This is a genomic window from Salmonella sp. NW722 (assembly GCF_051702785.1).
GTDB lineage: Bacteria > Pseudomonadota > Gammaproteobacteria > Enterobacterales > Enterobacteriaceae > Salmonella > Salmonella enterica.
Window position 1 is genome coordinate 459498 of the sequence record NZ_JAMMIN010000002.1, and the last position, 21676, is coordinate 481173.

Annotated in this window: 16 protein-coding genes; 10 read left to right on the forward strand and 6 right to left on the reverse strand. The window is 53.9% G+C overall.

Annotated features, from left to right (window positions below):
- Nucleotides 1-86 precede the first annotated feature (86 nt).
- The 5 genes from xni to queF form a co-directional block, all read right to left on the reverse strand.
- The gene (gene xni, locus NA330_RS06540) at nucleotides 87-842 is read right to left on the reverse strand and encodes a flap endonuclease Xni (protein WP_001748700.1); all 756 of its coding nucleotides are present in this window, start codon (nucleotides 840-842) and stop codon (nucleotides 87-89) included.
- A 170-nt stretch (nucleotides 843-1012) separates the two neighbouring features.
- Nucleotides 1013-2380: an L-serine ammonia-lyase II gene (gene sdaB / locus NA330_RS06545; protein WP_000626384.1), complete on the reverse strand. Its 1368-nt coding sequence runs from the start codon at nucleotides 2378-2380 to the stop codon at nucleotides 1013-1015.
- Nucleotides 2381-2438: 58 nt separating this feature from the next.
- Complete coding sequence (gene sdaC, locus NA330_RS06550; RefSeq protein WP_000450462.1) at nucleotides 2439-3728, reverse strand: HAAAP family serine/threonine permease SdaC; 1290 nt, start codon at nucleotides 3726-3728, stop codon at nucleotides 2439-2441.
- Between the two features lie 564 nt (nucleotides 3729-4292).
- On the reverse strand, nucleotides 4293-5657 hold the full coding sequence (ppnN, locus tag NA330_RS06555) for a nucleotide 5'-monophosphate nucleosidase PpnN (RefSeq protein WP_000627973.1): 1365 nt from the start codon (nucleotides 5655-5657) through the stop codon (nucleotides 4293-4295).
- 112 nt (nucleotides 5658-5769) lie between these two features.
- Nucleotides 5770-6618 (reverse strand): NADPH-dependent 7-cyano-7-deazaguanine reductase QueF, encoded by an 849-nt coding sequence (gene queF, locus NA330_RS06560; protein ID WP_000100463.1) that lies wholly within the window; start codon nucleotides 6616-6618, stop codon nucleotides 5770-5772.
- A 68-nt stretch (nucleotides 6619-6686) separates the two neighbouring features.
- On the opposite strand from queF, the gene syd reads away from it, so the two are divergent.
- The 8 genes from syd to NA330_RS06600 all read left to right on the forward strand — a co-directional run bounded on the left by syd (nucleotide 6687) and on the right by NA330_RS06600 (nucleotide 15181).
- Nucleotides 6687-7232 (forward strand): SecY-interacting protein, encoded by a 546-nt coding sequence (gene syd / locus NA330_RS06565; protein WP_000343990.1) that lies wholly within the window; start codon nucleotides 6687-6689, stop codon nucleotides 7230-7232.
- 611 nt (nucleotides 7233-7843) lie between these two features.
- A complete protein-coding gene (locus NA330_RS06570; RefSeq protein WP_001531830.1) occupies nucleotides 7844-8173 on the forward strand; it encodes a YqcC family protein in 330 nt (109 codons plus the stop codon).
- Nucleotides 8173-8955, forward strand: coding sequence for a tRNA pseudouridine(65) synthase TruC (gene truC / locus NA330_RS06575; protein ID WP_000890028.1), 783 nt, complete (start codon nucleotides 8173-8175; stop codon nucleotides 8953-8955). Before NA330_RS06570 ends, truC begins: the two co-directional genes overlap by 1 nt.
- Before the next feature lie 18 nt (nucleotides 8956-8973).
- On the forward strand, nucleotides 8974-9423 hold the full coding sequence (locus tag NA330_RS06580) for a flavodoxin (protein ID WP_000807736.1): 450 nt from the start codon (nucleotides 8974-8976) through the stop codon (nucleotides 9421-9423).
- 481 nt (nucleotides 9424-9904) lie between these two features.
- A complete protein-coding gene (gene gudP / locus NA330_RS06585) occupies nucleotides 9905-11263 on the forward strand; it encodes a galactarate/glucarate/glycerate transporter GudP (protein WP_000097015.1) in 1359 nt (452 codons plus the stop codon).
- On the forward strand, nucleotides 11260-12600 hold the full coding sequence (locus NA330_RS06590; protein ID WP_023241560.1) for an enolase C-terminal domain-like protein: 1341 nt from the start codon (nucleotides 11260-11262) through the stop codon (nucleotides 12598-12600). The genes gudP and NA330_RS06590 overlap by 4 nt, the downstream gene beginning before the upstream one ends.
- Before the next feature lie 20 nt (nucleotides 12601-12620).
- Nucleotides 12621-13961, forward strand: a complete 1341-nt coding sequence (gene gudD, locus NA330_RS06595; protein WP_000107113.1) for a glucarate dehydratase — start codon at nucleotides 12621-12623, stop codon at nucleotides 13959-13961.
- A 77-nt stretch (nucleotides 13962-14038) separates the two neighbouring features.
- Nucleotides 14039-15181 (forward strand): glycerate kinase, encoded by a 1143-nt coding sequence (locus tag NA330_RS06600; protein WP_023241559.1) that lies wholly within the window; start codon nucleotides 14039-14041, stop codon nucleotides 15179-15181.
- Between the two features lie 43 nt (nucleotides 15182-15224).
- Here NA330_RS06600 and barA read toward each other — a convergent pair whose 3' ends face one another.
- Nucleotides 15225-17981 (reverse strand): two-component sensor histidine kinase BarA, encoded by a 2757-nt coding sequence (barA, locus tag NA330_RS06605; RefSeq protein ID WP_000186400.1) that lies wholly within the window; start codon nucleotides 17979-17981, stop codon nucleotides 15225-15227.
- A gap of 57 nt (nucleotides 17982-18038) precedes the next feature.
- On the opposite strand from barA, the gene rlmD reads away from it, so the two are divergent.
- Nucleotides 18039-19334 (forward strand): 23S rRNA (uracil(1939)-C(5))-methyltransferase RlmD, encoded by a 1296-nt coding sequence (gene rlmD, locus NA330_RS06610; protein ID WP_023241558.1) that lies wholly within the window; start codon nucleotides 18039-18041, stop codon nucleotides 19332-19334.
- 51 nt (nucleotides 19335-19385) lie between these two features.
- A complete protein-coding gene (gene relA / locus NA330_RS06615; protein ID WP_023241557.1) occupies nucleotides 19386-21620 on the forward strand; it encodes a GTP diphosphokinase in 2235 nt (744 codons plus the stop codon).
- Nucleotides 21621-21676: the final 56 nt, after the last annotated feature.

Here is a 21676-nt window from a genome sequence, read left to right on the forward strand (position 1 = left end):
CCGGATGGCGCTGCGCTTATCCGCTCTACATTTCGTGCAGTCCTGTAGGCAGGATAAGGCGTTCACGCCGCCATCCGGCAACAAAACTACCGCGCCAGCCGTAGCTGCTGTAAGTTTCCGTCGATATGTAAATCGGTTTGCAGACGTGCAATATCGCGGCAAAGAAATGCCATTTCTTTATGCGTCTCAAGCTTTTTGCGCCACTTTTCCGGCACCTTGTCCAGATGGGCGTAAATTCCCTCCAGATTTTGAAACTGAATCAATAGCTGGGTCGCGCTTTTGGGGCCGATACCGGCAACGCCGGGGACTTTCGAACTGCTGATTCCTGCCAGCCCCCAGTAATCCGGCAACTGCCGGGGGAGTACGCCAAACTCTTTTTCAATAAACGGCGCGTCCAGCCAGCGTTTCTGGAAGTAGTCGCGAATGCGCAATCCCGGAGAGAGCAACTGGCAATAGCCTTTATCGGTTGACACAATGGTTGCCTGGTGTCCGGCTTCGGTAACTTTTAGCGCCAGCGTCGCCGCCAGATCGTCCGCTTCGTTACCATCTGATGCCCAACAGCGTACGCCGCGCTGTTCAAACGCGGCGCGTAGGGCGGGCATTTCATTATGTAAATCGTCAGGCATCGGCGGACGTCCTGCTTTGTAGTCCGGCAAACGCTGATGACGCCAGCCGCTACTGCGCGCGTCGTCATCAAATACCGCTACGGCATGGGTTGGCTGGCTGTGAATAATCAATTGATCGAGCGCGTGTTGGCAGGTTTCCACACAGGGCGATCCCTGAACGGCGTGAATACGGCGAATCAAATTGAGCGCGTCGACGATAAGCAGATGAGCAGCCACGGTGTTCTCCCTTACAAACCTGCGCGTAGGGTAACATTCACGGCGGGGGGAGGCGAGCATTGCGAAATAGCGCTATCCGTAGGCCTGATAAGCGAAGCGCCATCAGGCAACAAAAGCCGGATGGCGGCGAGCGCCTTATCCGGCTTACAGATCCTAAAATGTGCTGAGAATTAATCGCAGGTAACGATCTTCATCGCCAGGCCGCCGCGCGAAGTTTCGCGGTACTTAGCGTTCATGTCTTTACCGGTTTCGTACATGGTCTCAATCACTTTATCGAGGCATACGCGCGGTTCGCTGGTACGGCGCAGCGCCATACGCGCGGCGTTGACCGCTTTGACTGAAGCAATTGCGTTACGCTCAATGCAGGGAACCTGTACCTGACCGGCAACCGGATCGCAAGTTAACCCCAGATTATGCTCCATGGCGATTTCTGCGGCGATACACACCTGCGCCGGACTACCGCCCAGCAGCTCGGCCAGACCCGCTGCCGCCATGGAACAGGCCACGCCGACCTCTCCCTGACAACCCACTTCGGCGCCGGAAATAGAGGCGTTCATCTTATACAGCGAGCCAATCGCGCTGGCGACCAGCATATAGCGAGCAAGTGAGTTAGCATTTACTTCGCGGATAAACTTGTCATAGTACGCCAGCACCGCCGGCACAATACCACATGCGCCGTTAGTCGGCGCAGTGACTACTCGTCCGCCTGCGGCATTCTCTTCGTTCACTGCCAGCGCGAACATATTGATCCAGTCGACGACCGCCATCGGATCGGTGGTGGTCTTATCCTGACTGACCAGCACCCGACGCAGCGCCGCCGCGCGACGCGGAACGCGCAGTTTGCCCGGCAATACGCCCTCGGTGGTGATACCGCGCTCAATACCGCTGCGCATTACCTCCCAGACCCTGGCGAAGTGCTGCTCCAGCGCTTCTTTACTGTGCAGAGCCAGTTCGTTTTGCATCATCAGACCGGAGAGCGACAGACCCGTCTCCTGGCAATGGCGCTGTAAATCCGCGGCGGTTTTATAAGGGTACGGTACGTTAACGGGTTCGCTATTTGTCAAACCAAAGTGCTCTTCATCGACGATAAAGCCGCCGCCAATGGAGTAGTAGGTTTGGCTGTAGAGCACCTTATCGCCCGCCAGCGCGGTAATACGCATCCCGTTCTCATGCAGAGACAGGTTGTCGGCGTGGAAATTCATGCACTTATCGACCGGAAATTCGACTTCATGCTGCCCATTGGCCAGTAGTAAACGCCCATGGGTGTTCACATCCTGGATAAAGGACGGAATGGCGTCGATATCGACGGTGTCCGGCAGATTCCCCGCCAGGCCCATAATAATGGCGATATCAGTGTGGTGGCCTTTACCCGTCAATGACAGAGAGCCGTAGACATCCACCACGACGCGGGTGACATCTGTAAGGATATGGCGGGCAATCAGATCGTCCGTGAACTGCTTGCCTGCTTTCATTGGTCCGACGGTGTGAGAACTGGAAGGGCCAATGCCGATTTTAAAAATATCGAATACGCTAATCATAGGGCATCCATTGCGGTTGTATCATAGAGAAGCGCCGCGGTAAGCGGCGCTAAAGGACTTAGCTGAACAGTGAGTAGAAAATAGCGGAGATGGCAATCAGGCCCATAATCACAACGAATACGTTGCTGATATGACCGCTGTACTTACGCATTGCCGGTACTTTCTGGATGGCATACATCGGCATCAGGAACAGAATCATCGCGATGATCGGGCCGCCCAGGGTTTCAATCATGCCCAGGATGCTGGGGTTCAGCGTCGCCACAATCCAGGTGGTGACCAGCATGAACAGCGCGGTAATTTTATTCAGTTTGTTGATTTCGATGGATTTACCTTTACCACGCAGCGATTTAATCACCATACCGTTAAAGCCTTCACGCGCGCCCAGGTAGTGGCCGAGGAAGGATTTGGTGATAGCAATCATCGCAATGATCGGCGCCATCCAGGCGATGATCGGCGCGTTAAAGTGGTTCGCCAGGTAAGACAGAATAGAGATGTTCTGCTCTTTTGCTGCCGCCAGATCTGCCGGCGTCAGGCTCAGCACGCAGCTGAAGACGAAGAACATCACGGTTAGCACCATCATGATGTGGGCGAAGGCCAGAATTTTAGAACATTTCTTCTCAGCGCCTTCACCGTACTCTTCACGCTTCGCAACCGCGAAGGAGGAGATGATCGGGGAGTGGTTGAAAGAGAAAACCATCACCGGAATCGCCAGCCACAGCGTCATCCACAGACCGTTACCGGTAGACGCGGCGGAATCAAAGGACAGCGTTTCCAGCGCCGCGCCGTTCCACTGCGGGATCAGGTACAAGGCCAGCAGCATCAGCGCAGCGACGAACGGGAATACCAGGATACTCATCGCCTTAACGATCATTTGCTCGCCGAAGCGCACGATGGTCATCATGCCAACAATCAGGATCAGGGAAAGAATCGCCCGCGGCGGCGGATTAATCGCTAACTGGTGGGTCAGGAAGCTTTCCACGGTATTAGTAATCGCCACGCTGTAAACCAGCAGGATGGGGTAAATCGCGAAGAAGTAGAGCAGGGTAATCAGTTTACCTGCGCCGATACCGAAGTGTTCCTCAACGACTTCAGTGATGTCTTCACCCGGGTTTTTACCGGACAGCACGAAGCGGGTTAAGCCACGGTGTGCGAAAAAGGTCATCGGGAAAGCGAGAATCGCCATGATGATGAGCGGAATCATGCCGCCGACGCCTGCGTTGATCGGCAGGAACAGAACGCCCGCGCCGATTGCCGTGCCGTAAAGGCCCAGCATCCACATGGTATCCGTTTTGCGCCATGCGCTTCGAGAGTCAATCGAAGCAATCGTGCTGGTCTGAGTGGTTTCCATCTATTTCTCCTGGAGGATGCTAAAAATCAGGTTGCTGGTCTAATCCAATGAAAAAAGACCTGATCGTAAAATGAAATCTGCTTAGGGACGCTTTTTATATAATTTTTCGCCGTAATAATTTTCGGGCGGAAAGATACATTTAAGTGATGAATCTATCAGTGATCCCGATCTCAAATGCAATAATCCGCTTCTTACATGGATAAATTTGGACCATTAATCTATTAAAAAAACGTCATAACGAATTTCCGGGCGCGAAGGCTACCATTAACGATATAAGGCCGGAAAGATTGGGGCGCAAGATACGGAGGTTTGACTATAAAAATCAAGGTTTTTAGTGAATTCTGGCGAAGAATAAGAGTTTGAACCGATAAATCACGGTAAGAGGAGTGAAGTAAACGTTTGCCTGGCAATCTATTTATGATGAATTATAAAAGGTGTTTATAAAACAATGCGGGCTATGCCTCTGATGATCATCATAAAAAATGAAGGCATGCGTTAATTGCCATACCGCAATGAAAGGAATGGGAGAAGCGCCCGGCTGCTGGCGGCAACCGGGCATAAGCGTTAAGCGCAGATCTCGTAACAGGGGATGTAGGCGGAACCTGGCAATTTCATACGATGCTGCGCGACGAATCCCTGCAGCAGATCGTCCATGCGACGCATCATCTCTCGATCGCCGTGGATTTTATACGGGCCATTAGCTTCAATGGCGCGTATCCCGACCTCCTTCACGTTCCCCGCGACAATACCGGAGAAGGCGCGCCGCAGATCCGCCGCCAGAATCTCAACCGGCTGATCCGGGTACAGTTTCAGGTTGGCCATATTCTCATGCGACGGTTCAAACGGTACCTGCAGATCCGGTGCAATACGCATCGACCAGTTAAAACTATAGGCGTCGCCGGTATCGCGGCGATTCTCTTTCACTTGCGGCATCGCTTTCTTCATCAGTCGCGCTACCTCCGCCGCATCGTCAATGATGATGCGGTAATGACGGCGGGCCGCTTCGCCCAGCGTATGGGTAATAAACTCATCCAGCACGCGGAAGTAATCGGCGCTCTCTTTTGGTCCGGTCAGGATCAGCGGCAGCACCTGATTTTTATTGGCTGGATTCATCAGAATCCCCAGCAAATAAAGCAGTTCTTCCGCCGTACCCACGCCGCCCGGGAAGATGATGATACCGTGTGCGATACGGACGAACGCTTCCAGGCGTTTTTCGATATCCGGCATGATGATCAGTTCGTTCACCAGCGGATTAGGCGGTTCAGCCGCAATAATGGAAGGTTCAGTCATGCCGATAAAGCGGCTGTCTTTATAACGCTGTTGCGCGTGACCGACCGCCGCGCCCTTCATGGGGGCTTCCATCGCCCCAGGGCCGCAGCCGGTGCAGATGTTCAGCTCGCGTAATCCCAACTGCGTGCCGACGCGACGGGCATACAGGTACTCGTTTTCGTTAATTGAGTGGCCGCCCCAGCATACCACCATGTTTGGCGCTTCGCCGACGTGCAGCGCCCGGGCGTTGCGCAAAATGGAGAACACCAGATTGGTGATATGTGTTGAGCTTTCAAGATCCAGATGCTGGAAACGGCCGGCATTGTGGATCTGCCCATTCACAAAGAGAATGTCGCGCAGTACCGCGAACAGGTTAGCCTGTAGCGCACGAATAATCCGCCCGTCAACAAAAGCGTCTTCAGGCGGGTTAATCAATTCCAGCTTCACGCCGCGCTCGCGGCGCAGTACGTTAATATCGAAATTTTCAAAGCGGGACAGCAGCTCTTTGCTGTTGTCGGTCAGGCTGCCGGAGTTAAGAACGGCAAGTGAACAGTTACGAAACAGTTGATACAGGTCGCTACTGGCCGTGCGTTTCAGCATGTCCACTTCCAGTTGCGACAACATATCCATTGAGCCAAGCGGGCTAATATGTGTAATCAAGTAAACTCCTTATGGGACGCAACACGCCATTCCCTGTTGATTACAATAGCCCTGGCTGATGACCTTTCACAACCTTACATGCGCAATCCGGCACGCAAAATTGACAAAAAAATTACTGTCGCGCCAGCCTGCCCGTGGCGGGCACGAAATCGGTATTGCTGCGCCAGGGATTAATGTCCAGCCCGCCGCGACGGGTATAACGCGCATAAACGCTTAACGTTTCCGGCTGGCAGAAGCGCAGAATGTCATTAAAAATACGCTCTACGCACTGCTCGTGAAATTCATTATGGTGACGGAAGGAGACCAGATAACGCAGCAGTTTTTCCCTGTCGATTTTGCGCCCGCGATACTGAATTTGTATCGAGCCCCAGTCCGGCTGGTGGGTGATCAGGCAGTTGGATTTCAACAGATGACTGACCAGCGTTTCTTCTACTTGCTTCTCGCCGCTGACCGCATGTTGCAGATAGTCGGTAGTAAATTGGTAGTTGTCGATACTGATATCCTGATCGTCAATACAGGTGCCGTGGAAATGGGCGACAGGCTGTCCTTCCAGCTCATCAAGACGATGAAGCCTCACGCTAACGTTGCCCTGCGCGCAGGCGCGCAGATCGCGCTCCAGCGTCTGGCGCACCGTCTCCCAGGTGTCAAAGCGCGTCTGGTTAAAGCTGTTCAGATACAGTTTAAAACTTTTGGATTCGATTAAATTAACGCTGGTGTAATCCAGTTCGACATGCCCGACGGCGACCTGCGGAAGACCCTGGCTGTTAAGCCAGGAAAGTTCATACAACGTCCAGATATCCGCGCCGTGGAACGGCAAATTATCGGCTGTTAATCCGAGCGGGTCGCGATTCAAACTGCGCGGTACGCCCTGCAGCAGGCTGGCGTCATAATTGTCCCGGTAATCCGTTGATTTTCCGAGAGTCAGGCCATCAAGAGCCTGATGGTTTTCATAAGAAGACATGTTTCACCGTCATAAACCAGATACACTATGCGTCAAGTGTATCCTGGCTTTTATGAAGAGAGAAACTGGTGGACGAACTGACAGCGCAGGCATTGAAAGCCTTTACGACGCGTTACTGCGACGCGTGGCAAGAAAAACACGGTAGCTGGCCGTTGAGCGAAGAACTGTATGGCGTACCTTCTCCGTGCATTATTTCTTCAACCCGCGATGCCGTTTACTGGCAGCCGCAACCTTTTGAAGGCGAAGAAAATGTAAACGCGGTTGAACGCGCCTTTGATATTATGGTACAACCTGCGCTCCACGCGTTTTACACCACGCAGTTTGCTGGCGACATGCCCGCGCAGTTTGCGGATGAAAAGCTTACGCTACTGCAAACCTGGAGTCAGGATGACTTTCGGCGCGTGCAGGAAAATCTGATAGGCCACCTGGTCACGCAAAAGCGGCTCAAGCTTCCTCCCACGCTTTTTATTGCGACGCAGGAAAATGAGCTTGAGGTCATTTCGGTCTGTAACCTGTCCGGCGAGGTGATTAAAGAAACGCTGGGCACCCGTAATCGCACCGTTCTTGCCGCAACGCTTGCGGAATTCCTTACGCAACTTAATCCTCTTCTGTAATCGTTTGCCCTAACGGGTGTGAGAGATCTCTTACAAAGTCTGTAGGAGATCGCCAGGATATCAGCGGATACTGAGTTCCGTTTTCTTATGTAAGTCTATATAAAACAACTAATTAAAATGTTTTTGCGCACTTTCATATGAAAATTTACTTAAGGTATTGTCTGTAAGCGTCTTGTAAGACAAGGTGAAACAGGCGATTCTATCTTCGTCGACAGGGAGTCGTACAACGAAGCGAACGTCAGGATGATGACGCTTCAGCAGGACACGCCAGGATGGTGTTACAAGGAAAGGCTTCAGGATGAAGCAAAGTGGAAAGCGCAGGATGCGTTAAAGGACACCTCCAGGACGGAGAACGAGAGCCGATCAGGATGTTCGGCGGGTCTGGATGACCAGGGACGCTTCAGGAAGAAGCTATCACATCGGGCGATGTGCGCAGGATGCAAACGTTCAGGATGAACAGGCCGTAAGGTCACAGGAAAAGTTGTCACGGATGAGCAGGGAGCACGAAAAGTAGCTGGAATGCTGCGAAACGAACCGGGAGCACTGTTTATACAGTGCTCCCTTTTTTTTGTTATTCTTCGCGCCAGATTTTCATCATTGAGGTTTTTAACATGACGACTCATGACCGTGTGCGTCAGCAGTTACATGCGCTTGAAACGCTGCTGCGCGAGCATCGCCACTGGCGGCAGGATGCGCCGCAGGCGCACCTGTTTACCAGCACCCAACCATTTTTTATGGATACCATGGAACCGCTGGAATGGCTGCAATGGGTACTGATCCCACGTATGCATACCCTACTTGATAATGCGCAGCCGCTGCCCGAGGCATTTGCCGTCGCCCCTTATTATGAAATGGCGCTGGCGGCGGATCATCCGCAGCGGGAGGCGATCCTGGCGGTTTTGCAGGATCTGGATGCGCTATTCGCCCGCGATAAATCCTGATGCTGGAGATCCTCTATCAAGACCCGTGGCTGGTTGCCGTGAATAAACCCGCAGGCTGGCTTGTTCACCGGAGCTGGCTGGATCGCGACGAAAAAGTCGTGGTCATGCAAACGGTGCGCGACCAAATCGGCCAGCATGTTTTTACCGCCCACCGTCTCGACAGACCCACGTCGGGCGTACTGTTAATGGGGCTGTCCAGCGAAGCGGGACGCCGTCTGGCGCAGCAGTTCGAGCAGCACCACATCCGTAAACGCTACCATGCCATTGTGCGCGGCTGGCTGATGGATGACGCGGTACTGGATTATCCGCTGGTGGAAGAGCGCGATAAAATTGCCGATAAATTCGCCCGCGAAGATAAAGCGCCCCAGCCGGCTGTAACGCAGTATCGCGGGCTGGCGACAGTCGAAATGGCGGTGCCGACCGGACGTTATCCCACCACGCGTTATGGTCTGGTTGAGCTGGAACCAAAAACGGGACGCAAGCACCAGCTCCGTCGTCATCTGGCGCATCTGCGTCATCCTATCATCGGCGACAGCAAGCATGGCGATTTGCGACAAAACCGCAGCGCCGCAGAGCATTTTGCCTGTCGTCGCCTGATGCTTCATGCCAGTCGGCTTGAGCTGACGCACCCCTTCACCGGACAGCCGTTGATAATTCAGGCCGGGTTGGATGAAACCTGGATGCAGGCGCTGACGCAGTTTGGCTGGCGTGGACTTCTCCCTGACAATGAAAGGGTTGAGTTTACGGCGGCGTCCCGGCAGGATGAGACTCATCAGGCATAATTCAGGGAGATACGCATAATGGCGGAAATTGGTATTTTTGTCGGGACCATGTATGGCAACTCACTGCTGGTGGCGGAAGAAGCGGAAGCGATCCTCGCCAGACAGGGCCACAGCGCGACCGTGTTTGAAGATCCTGAACTGTCCGACTGGCAGCAATATCAGGATAAGGTTGCGCTGGTCGTTACCTCGACGACCGGGCAGGGCGATCTACCGGATAGCATTGCGCCGCTCTTTCACGGCATTAAAGATACGTTGGGTTTTCAGCCAAACCTGCGTTACGGGGTGATTGCGCTAGGTGATAGCAGCTACCCCAATTTCTGTAATGGCGGCAAACAGTTTGATGCCCTGTTGCAAGAGCAAAGCGCGCAGCGGGTGGGGGAGATGTTATTCATTGACGCCAGCGAACATCCGGAGCCGGAGAGCCAGTCCAATCCCTGGGTTGAAAACTGGGGAACTTTACTTTCCTGAGGTAAATCCCTCCCCCCTACGGGAGGGTACCTTTTCGTTTGCTTGCGTTGCCAGTAAGCAAAATCACGACCTGTATACAGTGTAAAGTAACTGAATCGTGTTAGCTTTGGGCATATGCCCGCAAAAGCGGCAGTTTTTTACGGGCGTTTTCATGTAATCAAGCGACCTGTTTCACATTCTTCTCTTTTTATTCCTCCTGCGTCGACGCCTGGCGCCTTCTGATTTCATTTCCGTGAAGTGGCTTCCACTGTCCTGGGCTTTTGCCATAAACAGGCGTAATTCATCGCCAAAATACTGTGTTGTTGCACGGTGAGTGTGTGTGGCGCGCTTTTTATACTTCTCCTGCCAGTGAATAAAAGCATGCAGCGTGCAAAGCAAACGACCTAATAAAAGCTGCAACAAGGAAACGTTATCTCTGATTCCCTACCGGTTGTGCAGTTCAGAGTGAGCGTAGCTAACGCGAAATTTCAGGAGTGCAACAATGAGTTCATTAAGTCACGCGGCGAGCAGTGCGGAGAAACGCACGAACGCCCGCTACTGGATAGTGGTGATGCTGTTTATCGTCACATCCTTCAACTACGGCGACCGCGCCACATTGTCCATTGCCGGCTCAGAAATGGCCAAAGATATCGGCCTTGATCCGGTAGGTATGGGCTATGTTTTTTCTGCTTTTTCATGGGCCTATGTTATCGGGCAGATCCCGGGCGGCTGGCTGCTGGACCGCTTTGGTTCCAAACGCGTCTATTTCTGGTCTATTTTCATTTGGTCAGTCTTCACCCTGTTGCAGGGTTTTGTCGATATCTTTAGTGGTTTCGGCATTATTGTCGCCCTCTTTACGCTTCGTTTCCTGGTTGGTCTGGCGGAATCGCCTTCTTTCCCGGGCAACAGTCGCATTGTTGCAGCCTGGTTCCCGGCGCAGGAGAGGGGAACGGCGGTGGCCATCTTTAACTCCGCGCAATACTTTGCCACGGTTATTTTCGCGCCGATTATGGGCTGGCTGACGCACGAAGTGGGCTGGTCGCATGTCTTCTTCTTTATGGGCGGGTTAGGGATCATCATCAGCTTTATCTGGTTGAAAGTTATCCATGAACCAAATAACCATCCGGGCGTAAATAAGAAAGAGTTGGAGTACATCGCAGAAGGCGGCGCGCTGATCAATATGGATCAGAAAGACACCAAAGCGAAAGTACCGTTTAGCGTCAAATGGGGCCAGATCAAACAGCTGCTGGGCTCTCGTATGATGATTGGCGTTTACATCGGTCAGTACTGTATTAACGCATTGACCTATTTCTTTATTACCTGGTTTCCGGTCTATTTGGTCCAGGCGCGCGGCATGTCGATTCTCAAAGCGGGCTTTGTCGCCTCGGTTCCTGCAGTCTGCGGCTTTATCGGCGGCGTGTTGGGCGGCATCATTTCCGACTGGCTGATGCGTCGTACTGGCTCCCTGAATATCGCGCGCAAGACGCCGATTGTGCTGGGAATGTTGCTGTCAATGGTTATGGTGTTCTGTAACTATGTGAACGTGGAATGGATGATCATCGGCTTTATGGCGTTGGCCTTCTTCGGTAAAGGTATCGGCGCGTTGGGCTGGGCAGTAATGGCGGATACCGCGCCGAAAGAGATCAGCGGTCTTTCCGGCGGCTTGTTTAATATGTTCGGCAATATCTCCGGTATTGTGACGCCAATCGCGATTGGTTACATCGTTGGCACCACCGGTTCCTTCAACGGCGCGTTGATCTATGTCGGCGTACATGCCCTGGTGGCCATCATCAGCTATCTGGTGCTGGTAGGTGATATTAAGCGTATTGAACTGAAACCTGTCGCAGGACAATTATCATGACAACGCAATCCAGTCCCGTTATTACGGACATGAAGGTCATTCCGGTTGCCGGACATGACAGTATGCTACTCAACATCGGCGGCGCGCATAACGCGTACTTCACCCGTAACATCGTCGTCCTCACCGATAACGCCGGGCATACTGGCGTCGGCGAGGCGCCGGGCGGAGAAGTGATTTATCAGACGCTGGTCGATGCTATTCCGATGGTATTAGGCCAGGAAGTCGCCCGCCTGAACAAAGTGGTGCAGCAGGTGCATAAAGGCAACCAGGCCGCTGATTTTGACACCTTTGGTAAAGGCGCATGGACGTTTGAACTGCGGGTTAACGCGGTGGCAGCTTTGGAAGCGGCGCTGCTTGATCTACTGGGACAGGCGCTTAATGTGCCGGTCTGTGAACTGTTAGGACCCGGTAAACAGCGCGATGCCGTCACCGTGTTGGGCTATCTCTTCTATATTGGCGATCGCACTAAAACCGATCTGCCGTATCTGGAAAGCACGCCGGGCAGTCATGAATGGTATCGCCTGCGCCATCAGGAAGCGCTGAACAGCGACGCGGTCGTGCGGCTGGCGGAGGCCTCTCAGGATCGCTACGGCTTTAAAGATTTTAAACTCAAGGGCGGCGTGCTGCCGGGCGAACAAGAGATTGATACCGTTCGCGCGCTAAAAAAACGCTTCCCGGACGCGCGTATTACCGTGGATCCGAACGGCGCCTGGCTACTGGATGAAGCCATTGCGTTGTGCAAAGGGCTGAATGATGTACTGACCTACGCGGAAGATCCGTGCGGCGCGGAGCAAGGATTCTCTGGTCGTGAAGTCATGGCGGAGTTCCGCCGCGCGACAGGACTGCCGGTGGCGACCAATATGATTGCCACCAACTGGCGTGAAATGGGACACGCGGTGATGCTCAACGCGGTAGACATTCCTCTTGCCGACCCGCATTTCTGGACTCTCACCGGCGCCGTTCGCGTGGCGCAACTGTGCGATGACTGGGGGCTAACCTGGGGCTGCCATTCGAATAACCATTTTGATATTTCACTGGCGATGTTTACCCATGTCGGCGCGGCGGCGCCAGGCAAACCCACCGCTATTGATACGCACTGGATCTGGCAGGAGGGCGATTGCCGCCTGACTAAAAATCCGCTGGAAATTAAAAACGGCAAAATTGCCGTTCCGGATGCGCCAGGAATGGGCGTGGAGCTTGACTGGGAACAGGTGCGAAAAGCGCATGACGCGTATAAAAAGCTGCCAGGCGGCGCGCGTAATGATGCAGGCCCGATGCAATACCTGATCCCCGGCTGGACTTTTGACCGCAAACGCCCTGTTTTTGGTCGTCACTAATTCTGAATAAGGACACAGTTATGAGTACTCAATTTACGACGCCTGTAGTGACTGAAATGCAGGTTATCCCGGTTGCGGGTCATGACAGTATGCTGATGAACCTGAGCGGTGCGCACGCCCCGTTCTTCACGCGCAACATCGTCATTATTAAAGATAACTCCGGCCATACCGGGGTCGGCGAGATTCCGGGCGGCGAAAAAATTCGCAAAACGCTGGAAGATGCGATTCCACTGGTGGTGGGAAAAACGCTGGGTGAATATAAAAATGTCCTGACCGCCGTTCGCAACCAGTTTGCCGATCGCGATGCGGGCGGACGCGGTTTACAAACGTTCGATCTCCGTACCACTATCCATGTGGTGACTGGCATTGAAGCGGCAATGCTTGACCTTTTGGGCCAACACTTGGGCGTCAACGTCGCTTCGCTGTTAGGCGACGGTCAGCAGCGCAGCGAAGTCGAAATGCTGGGTTATCTGTTCTTTGTCGGCAATCGCAAGGCCACGCCGCTGCCGTATCAGAGCCAGCCGGATGAGCAATGCGACTGGTATCGTCTGCGCCATGAAGAGGCGATGACGCCGGAAACGGTAGTGCGTCTGGCGGAAGCCGCCTATGAAAAATACGGCTTCAACGACTTCAAACTGAAAGGCGGCGTGCTGGCGGGCGAAGAAGAGGCCGAGTCAATCGTGGCGCTGGCGAAACGTTTCCCACAAGCGCGCGTCACGCTCGATCCAAACGGTGCCTGGTCGCTGAACGAAGCGATCAGCATTGGTAAATACCTGAAAGGTTCTCTGGCCTATGCAGAAGATCCGTGCGGCGCGGAGCAGGGTTTTTCCGGACGTGAAGTGATGGCGGAATTCCGTCGCGCGACCGGATTACCGACGGCCACCAATATGATAGCGACCGACTGGCGTCAAATGGGGCATACGCTGTCGCTGCAATCTGTAGATATCCCACTGGCGGACCCGCACTTCTGGACTATGCAAGGCTCTGTACGCGTGGCGCAAATGTGTCATGAGTTCGGTCTGACCTGGGGTTCGCACTCTAACAACCACTTTGATATTTCGTTGGCGATGTTTACCCATGTTGCCGCGGCGGCGCCGGGCAAGATCACCGCGATCGATACCCACTGGATCTGGCAGGAAGGCAACCAACGTCTGACTAAAGAACCGTTTGAAATTAAAGGCGGCATGGTGCAAGTACCGACCAAACCGGGTCTGGGCGTTGAGCTCGATATGGATCAGGTGATGAAAGCGCATGAGCTCTATCAAAAACATGGCTTAGGCGCGCGTGACGACGCGATGGGAATGCAGTACTTAATTCCTGGCTGGACGTTTGATAATAAGCGTCCTTGCATGGTGCGTTAAGTCAGAGCCGGTTCCGTAAGGAACCGGTCCTTCTCTGGGTGTATGCTTAACAGGATCAACATGCGTAAGGACGACTTATGAAAATAGTGATCGCACCAGACTCGTATAAGGAAAGTTTGAGTGCTCTTGAGGTAGCGACCGCCATTGAACAAGGATTTCGCGAGATCTGGCCTGACGCCGATTACCTGAAATTGCCGCTGGCTGATGGCGGAGAAGGTACTGTCGAAGCGATGGTTGAAGCGACGGCGGGTCGAATCGTGCATGTTGAGGTCACCGGGCCGTTGGGGCATCGCGTCAATGCGTTTTATGGGCTTTCCGGCGATGCGCGTTCCGCGTTCATTGAAATGGCGGCCGCCAGCGGGCTGGAGCAGGTGCCGCCCGCTCAACGCGATCCGTTGAAGACCACGTCATGGGGAACCGGCGAGCTGATCCGTCATGCGCTGGATGCGGGCGTTGAGCATATCATTATTGGTATCGGCGGTAGCGCCACCAACGATGGCGGCGCGGGGATGGTGCAGGCGCTGGGGGCCAGGCTACGGGATGCGCAGGGCAATGATATTGCGCAAGGCGGCATTGGGCTGGAAACACTCGCCAGCATTGATATCAGCGGCCTGGATAAGCGTTTGTCGGCGTGCCATATAGAGGTCGCCTGCGATGTCACGAATCCCCTTACCGGCAAAGAGGGCGCGTCTGCGGTTTTTGGTCCGCAAAAAGGGGCGACGCCGGAAATGATTGAACGCCTGGATACGGCATTGACTCGCTATGCGCATTTGATTGCCCGCGATCTGCATGTCGATGTGTTGGATCTGGCAGGCGGCGGCGCGGCAGGCGGCATGGGGGCGGCGTTATACGCGTTTTGCGGCGCGCAGCTACGGAGTGGCATTGAGATTGTCACCGATGCGCTTCATCTGGAAGCGTGTCTTGCGGATGCTGATTTAGTCATCACCGGCGAGGGGCGCATCGACAGCCAGACCATTCACGGTAAAGTCCCTATTGGCGTGGCAAACATCGCCAAACGGTATAACAAGTCGTTAATTGGTATTGCGGGTAGCCTGACGGCGGACGTTGGCGTGGTTCATGAACATGGGCTTGATGCCGTTTTCAGCGTGATTTATACCATCTGCACGCTGGAGGACGCGCTGAAGAATGCGAGTGAAAACGTACGAATGACCGCGCGCAACGTGGCTGCAACGCTGAAAGCGGGGCAACAGTTACGCTGAGTTGTAGGCCGGATAAGGCGGTCACGCCGCCATCCGGCGAATATCAGCCTAATATCTTCTTCGCTTCACGCGCGACATTATCCATCTCATCCAGCAGCTCCAGAAACTCAGGCTCCAGCTCCTCTTCGTGGACGCCGCTGCGAAGCTGTTGCTCAATAAGCTGGCAAAGGTTCTTCATCCGCGGTACGCCGCTATAGCCGCAGCTCCCGTGTAGCTTATGGACCAGATCGACCAGGCCGTTGGGATTTTCTCCCACCAGTTGTTCTTCAATTTTGTTGCGCACTTCCGGCAGAAAATCAATCAGCATTTGCAGCATATCCCGCGCCAGATCGGGCTTACCGGCAGCCTGGCGGAGCGCAAGCTGCCAGTCGAGCGTCGCATTCGGATTGAAGATAAACTCAGCCGGTTCCGGCGCCATCAGACGCGCTGCTACGTTGGCGCCAGGTTTATAGCGCAGCAACAGATTATGCAACTTCTCTTCTTCTATCGGTTTAGCCAGATAGTCGTTCATGCCCGCGCTGAGCAACTTCTCTTTTTGCCCGGCCATCGCATGTGCCGTAACGGCAATAACCGGTGTTTGCTGCTGATGAGGAAGCTGGTGAATCAATTCGCAGGCGCGTATGCCGTCCATATCCGGCATCTGAATATCCATCAAAATCAGATCAAACTGCATTTGTTTCGCCCGATCTACCGCCTGATGTCCGCTATCACAAAGTTCTACGTGCTGGACTTTATCTTCCAGTAACGCGCCGATAAGCTTCAGATTGGCGGGATTATCATCAACCGCCATAACCGTCATGGTGATTTTACTGGTATCCATTAGCAGCGGTTCAGGATGGTGATTCAACTGGCAATATTCCGTCAGCGCTGGCAACAGGCGCGTTGACGTCAATGGTTTTAACAGACAGGCCGCCGCGCCTCCTTGTTTCAGCTTTTCGGCGTTAATTTGCGCATGGCAAGGTAGCGCCAGCAGTAGAAAGTCCGTCATTGACGCCGCTTTCGCCAGACGTTCATGCTGCATGGTGAGCGGCTCGCGGAAGGTCACCGGAACGCTCAAAATCATAATATCGTAGTGCGCTAACGGCAGCGCGGAGAAGGTCGGGCTGTAAACCACCTCCACCGGCGTGTCGCTCAGTAGATCCAGGGTACATTGCGCGGCGGTAGCATTCGGTTCGACATAAGCCAGCCGTTTTCCGGCCAGACATGCGGTCGACGGCCCGTCAATAATAACATTTGGGTTAAGATCAAGATTAATATGAAACCAGAAGGTCGAGCCGCGATTAGGCTGGCTGTGGAAAGAGATATCCCCGCCCATTTCGTTGACCAGCTTTTGCGTAATCACCAGCCCAAGGCCGGTGCCACCGTGACGGCGAGAAATACTGGCATCGGCTTGGCGAAACGCCTGAAACAGTCGCGACTGGTCGCGTTCCGGAATGCCGATCCCCGTATCGCGGATCTGCACTTCAATCTGTACTTTGGTGTTACTGAGCGCCCGCTTTTCCACCAGAATGTCGATATTGCCACTCTCGGTGAACTTAATGGCATTACCCACCAGATTAGTAATGACCTGTTGCAGGCGCAGCGGGTCGCCAATCACATTATCCGGGACGTCGTTTTTAATATTTAACGTCAACTCCAGCCCTTTATCATGCGACGAGTGGGCCAGCAGCGTAACCACTTCATCCAGCGTGTTGCGCAGTGGAAAAGGGATACTTTCCAGAATGAGCTTACCGGCTTCCAGCTTGGAGAAGTCGAGCACGTCATTAATGATTGCCAGCAGATTATTCGCGGAACGCTCAATGGTGTTCAGATGGTCGCGCTGGGTGGGATTCAGCTCCGTTTTTAATGTCAGGCGGGTAAAGCCAATGACGCCGTTCAGCGGCGTTCGCAGTTCGTGCGACATGTTCGCCAGGAACTCCGACTTAATACGCGCCGCTTCCTGGGCACGCTTTTTCGCCAGATCCAGCTCAACGTTTTGGATTTCCATCTGCTCAAGGGTTTCACGCAGGTCCGAAGTGGCCTGATCGATATTATGCTGCATCTCTTCGTGATAGGCGGCAAGCGACATCGCCATGGAATTAATGCCGTTTTTCAGCATGTCCAGCTCGCCCAGCATAAATCCTTCCACCCGGCTATCCAGTTGTCCGCGGCGAATGCGGTCAACGGTATTCACCATGTTACGGATAGGCCCGGTGACATCGCGCATAAGCCGCCAGCCAAAGATCAGCGCAATGCCAATACAAAAAAGCATCATTACGCTGGAGATAAAAATCTCTTTGTATTGCTGTAGCCTTACCGACTTGAGATCCAGTTCAAGCGCCACATACCCCAGCATATTTTTGGTATTTTTCGCGTCGGCAATCGCTGACTCGTCCGGCGAATAGCTCTCCGAGATAATCGGGGTGCGCAGAATCATAATATCGCCGTGGCGATCGACGCTCAGACGACGTGGAAACGGCGCTCCGGCGGGAAGCTGCATCTGTGAGGGGTCCAGATGGAAATTAGACGTTACAAACAGGCGGTTATGATCGTCATAAACGGAAATCGCCCGCACAATATCAGAGTGTCTGCGGTGCAGGACGCTGATAAGTTGGCCGATAGACTCCCGGTTTTGTAAGTTCATACCATATTCGCTGGAGACGGCGAGCGGTTCAATAATACTGGCGCCGGCATCTTCCAGTTGACGCTGCAGGTCGTTATAGCGGTGCACTACAAAAAAGATACTGAGCAGCAAACCTATCAGGACGGTCGGGGCCAGGATCAGAATCATCATGCGTGCGCGCAGGCTGTAGTTGGTCATGGAGTTCCGTTATGGGACAATTAGGGTCACACTGTTAAATTGAGAAAAACCTGGTCGATGGCGCAATTCTACTCTGCAAAACGGCGCGTGACGACGCGTCAGATCATAACCGTTAAAGTCAATGACCTCGATTCATTTGGTCAGGGCGTAGCCCGTCATAACGGAAAGACGCTGTTTATCCCCGGTTTATTGCCTGAGGAAAGCGCAGAAGTCATTATTACAGAAGATAAAAAGCAATTTGCCCGCGCACGCGTTTCGCGCCGTTTGAATGATAGCCCGGAACGAGAAACGCCGCGCTGCCCGCATTTTGGCGTCTGCGGCGGTTGTCAGCAACAGCATGTCAGCATCGCCCTGCAACAACGCAGCAAAAGCGCGGCGCTGGCGCGTTTGATGAAACACGAGGTGAATGACATCATCGCCGGCGCGCCCTGGGGTTATCGGCGTCGTGCGCGGTTAAGTCTGAATTGCCCGCCGGATAAACCGCTGCAAATGGGATTTCGCAAAGCGGGTTCCAGCGATATCGTCAATGTCGAACAGTGCCCCGTTTTGGCGCCCCAGCTTGCAGCATTGCTGCCCCGAATCAGGGCGTGTCTGGCGAGTTTACACGGCACCCGACATCTTGGGCATGTTGAGCTGGTACAGGCGGGAAGCGGTACGCTGATGATTCTGCGCCATACCGCGCCATTAAGTGCGGCGGATAAAGAAAAACTGGAACGCTTTTCGCATTCTGAGGGATTGTCTCTGTTTCTGGCGCCGTTTAGCGAGATACTGGAAACGGTATCTGGCGAGGCGCCCTGGTATGTTTCGCACGGCTTACGTTTAGCCTTCAGTCCGCGAGACTTTATTCAGGTTAATGAGGCGGTAAACCAGCAAATGGTCGCCCGCGCGCTGGAGTGGCTTGATGTGCGCGCCGAGGATCGTGTCCTGGATCTGTTCTGCGGAATGGGGAATTTTACGCTGCCGCTGGCAACGCGCGCGGCAAGCGTGATTGGGGTTGAGGGCGTTCCGGCGCTGGTAGAAAAAGGCCGTGAAAACGCCATCCGCAATGGTTTACATAATGTGACATTCTTCCATGAGAACCTGGAGGAAGATGTCACGAAGCAGCCGTGGGCGAAAAACGGCTTTGACAAAGTCTTACTCGATCCTGCGCGTGCGGGGGCTACAGGAGTGATGCGACATATTATAAAATTAAAACCTATTCGCATTGTTTATGTATCCTGTAACCCGGCGACGTTGGCGCGCGATAGTGAAGCGCTGGTCAATGCGGGATATGAGGTTACGCGTTTAGCGATGCTCGACATGTTCCCGCACACAGGACATCTGGAATCAATGGTTCTGTTCGAGCGCATGTAATGATTACCGGCTTACCGACTTCGGTAGGCCTGGTCCCTTAAGGAGAGGACGATGGTCGCGGTAAGAAGTGCACATATTAATAAAGCTGGTGAATTTGATCCGAAGAAGTGGATCGCAAGCCTGGGAATTTCCAGCCAGCAGTCGTGTGAGCGCTTAGCCGAAACCTGGGCGTATTGCCTGCAACAGACACAAGGACATCCGGATGCGGATCTGTTGCTGTGGCGTGGCGTGGAGATGGTAGAAATTCTTTCCACGCTGAGTATGGATATCGACACGCTGCGGGCGGCGCTACTGTTCCCTCTGGCCGACGCCAACGTAGTCAGCGAAGATGTACTGCGCGAAAGCGTCGGCAAAGCTATCGTTACCCTGATTCATGGCGTGCGCGATATGGCGGCGATCCGTCAGCTAAACGCCACTCATAACGACTCTGTTTCTTCGGAGCAGGTTGATAACGTCCGTCGAATGTTATTGGCGATGGTGGATGATTTCCGCTGCGTGGTGATCAAACTGGCCGAGCGAATCGCTCATTTGCGCGAAGTGAAAGAGGCGCCGGAAGATGAGCGCGTGCTGGCGGCGAAAGAATGTACCAACATCTATGCGCCGCTCGCTAATCGTCTGGGCATCGGGCAACTGAAGTGGGAACTGGAAGACTACTGTTTCCGCTACCTGCATCCGGCGGAATACAAACGCATCGCCAAACTGCTGCATGAGCGCCGTCTCGATCGCGAACATTACATCGAAGAGTTTGTTGGACATCTGCGCGCCGAAATGAAAAACGAAGGCGTGCAGGCGGAAGTCTACGGACGACCAAAACATATTTATAGCATCTGGCGCAAAATGCAGAAAAAGCATCTGGCGTTTGATGAACTCTTTGACGTGCGCGCCGTGCGTATTGTCGCTGAACGTCTGCAAGACTGCTACGCCGCGTTGGGGATAGTGCATACGCATTATCGTCACCTGCCGGATGAATTCGATGATTATGTCGCTAACCCGAAACCGAACGGTTACCAGTCTATCCACACCGTGGTCCTGGGACCGGGCGGTAAAACCGTTGAGATCCAGATTCGTACCAAACAGATGCATGAAGACGCCGAACTGGGCGTGGCGGCACACTGGAAGTATAAAGAAGGCGCCGCGTCCGGCGGCGTGCGCTCCGGTCATGAAGACAGAATTGCGTGGCTGCGTAAGCTGATCGCCTGGCAGGAAGAGATGGCCGATTCCGGCGAAATGCTGGATGAAGTGCGCAGCCAGGTGTTTGACGATCGGGTCTACGTTTTTACGCCAAAAGGCGACGTGGTTGACTTGCCTGCTGGATCTACGCCGCTCGATTTTGCTTACCACATCCACAGCGATGTCGGGCACCGCTGCATCGGCGCGAAAATCGGCGGCCGTATTGTGCCATTCACCTATCAGTTGCAGATGGGCGATCAGGTTGAAATTATCACTCAGAAGCAGCCGAATCCCAGCCGCGACTGGCTGAATCCAAACCTGGGCTATGTGACGACCAGCCGCGGACGCTCGAAAATTCACGCCTGGTTCCGTAAACAGGACCGTGACAAAAATATCCTGGCTGGACGGCAGATCCTCGACGATGAGCTGGCGCATTTGGGGATTAGCCTGAAAGAGGCCGAGAAACATCTGCTGCCGCGCTACAACTTTAATGAGCTGGAAGAGTTGCTGGCGGCGATAGGCGGCGGCGATATCCGTCTTAATCAGATGGTGAATTTCCTGCAATCGCAGTTCAATAAGCCGAGTGCAGAGGAGCAGGATGCAGCGGCGCTGAAACAGCTTCAACAAAAAACATACGCGCCGCAAAATCGTCGTAAAGACGACGGGCGCGTGGTGGTAGAAGGCGTGGGTAATTTGATGCACCACATTGCCCGCTGCTGCCAGCCGATTCCGGGGGATGAAATTGTCGGCTTCATTACTCAGGGGCGAGGGATTTCCGTGCACCGGGCCGACTGCGAACAGCTGGCGGAACTGCGCTCCCATGCGCCGGAGCGGATCGTAGAGGCGGTATGGGGCGAGAGCTACTCGGCGGGATATTCGCTGGTGGTGCGCGTCCAGGCCAACGATCGCAGCGGCTTGCTACGCGATATCACCACCATTCTGGCTAACGAAAAAGTCAACGTGCTGGGCGTCGCCAGCCGCAGCGACATTAAACAGCAGATCGCCACCATTGATATGACCATCGAGATCTACAACCTGCAGGTGCTGGGCCGCGTGCTCGGTAAGCTGAACCAGGTGCCGGATGTGATTGATGCACGGCGACTGCACGGGGGGTAAACCCCAGACAGTAATAATGTAGCGGCTTTGCTACTCGTTCAGCAAAGCCGCATTAG

Excerpts from the sequence above, each read along its gene's own strand:
- sdaB (WP_000626384.1), bottom strand. The coding sequence starts at position 2,380 with ATGATTAGCGTATTCGATATTTTTAAAATCGGCATTGGCCCTTCCAGT.
- sdaC (WP_000450462.1), bottom strand. The coding sequence starts at position 3,728 with ATGGAAACCACTCAGACCAGCACGATTGCTTCGATTGACTCTCGAAGC.
- queF (WP_000100463.1), bottom strand. The coding sequence starts at position 6,618 with ATGTCTTCTTATGAAAACCATCAGGCTCTTGATGGCCTGACTCTCGGA.
- NA330_RS06570 (WP_001531830.1), top strand. The coding sequence starts at position 7,844 with ATGACGACTCATGACCGTGTGCGTCAGCAGTTACATGCGCTTGAAACG.
- truC (WP_000890028.1), top strand. The coding sequence starts at position 8,173 with ATGCTGGAGATCCTCTATCAAGACCCGTGGCTGGTTGCCGTGAATAAA.
- NA330_RS06580 (WP_000807736.1), top strand. The coding sequence starts at position 8,974 with ATGGCGGAAATTGGTATTTTTGTCGGGACCATGTATGGCAACTCACTG.
- gudP (WP_000097015.1), top strand. The coding sequence starts at position 9,905 with ATGAGTTCATTAAGTCACGCGGCGAGCAGTGCGGAGAAACGCACGAAC.
- NA330_RS06590 (WP_023241560.1), top strand. The coding sequence starts at position 11,260 with ATGACAACGCAATCCAGTCCCGTTATTACGGACATGAAGGTCATTCCG.
- gudD (WP_000107113.1), top strand. The coding sequence starts at position 12,621 with ATGAGTACTCAATTTACGACGCCTGTAGTGACTGAAATGCAGGTTATC.
- NA330_RS06600 (WP_023241559.1), top strand. The coding sequence starts at position 14,039 with ATGAAAATAGTGATCGCACCAGACTCGTATAAGGAAAGTTTGAGTGCT.
- barA (WP_000186400.1), bottom strand. The coding sequence starts at position 17,981 with ATGACCAACTACAGCCTGCGCGCACGCATGATGATTCTGATCCTGGCC.
- rlmD (WP_023241558.1), top strand. The coding sequence starts at position 18,039 with ATGGCGCAATTCTACTCTGCAAAACGGCGCGTGACGACGCGTCAGATC.
- relA (WP_023241557.1), top strand. The coding sequence starts at position 19,386 with ATGGTCGCGGTAAGAAGTGCACATATTAATAAAGCTGGTGAATTTGAT.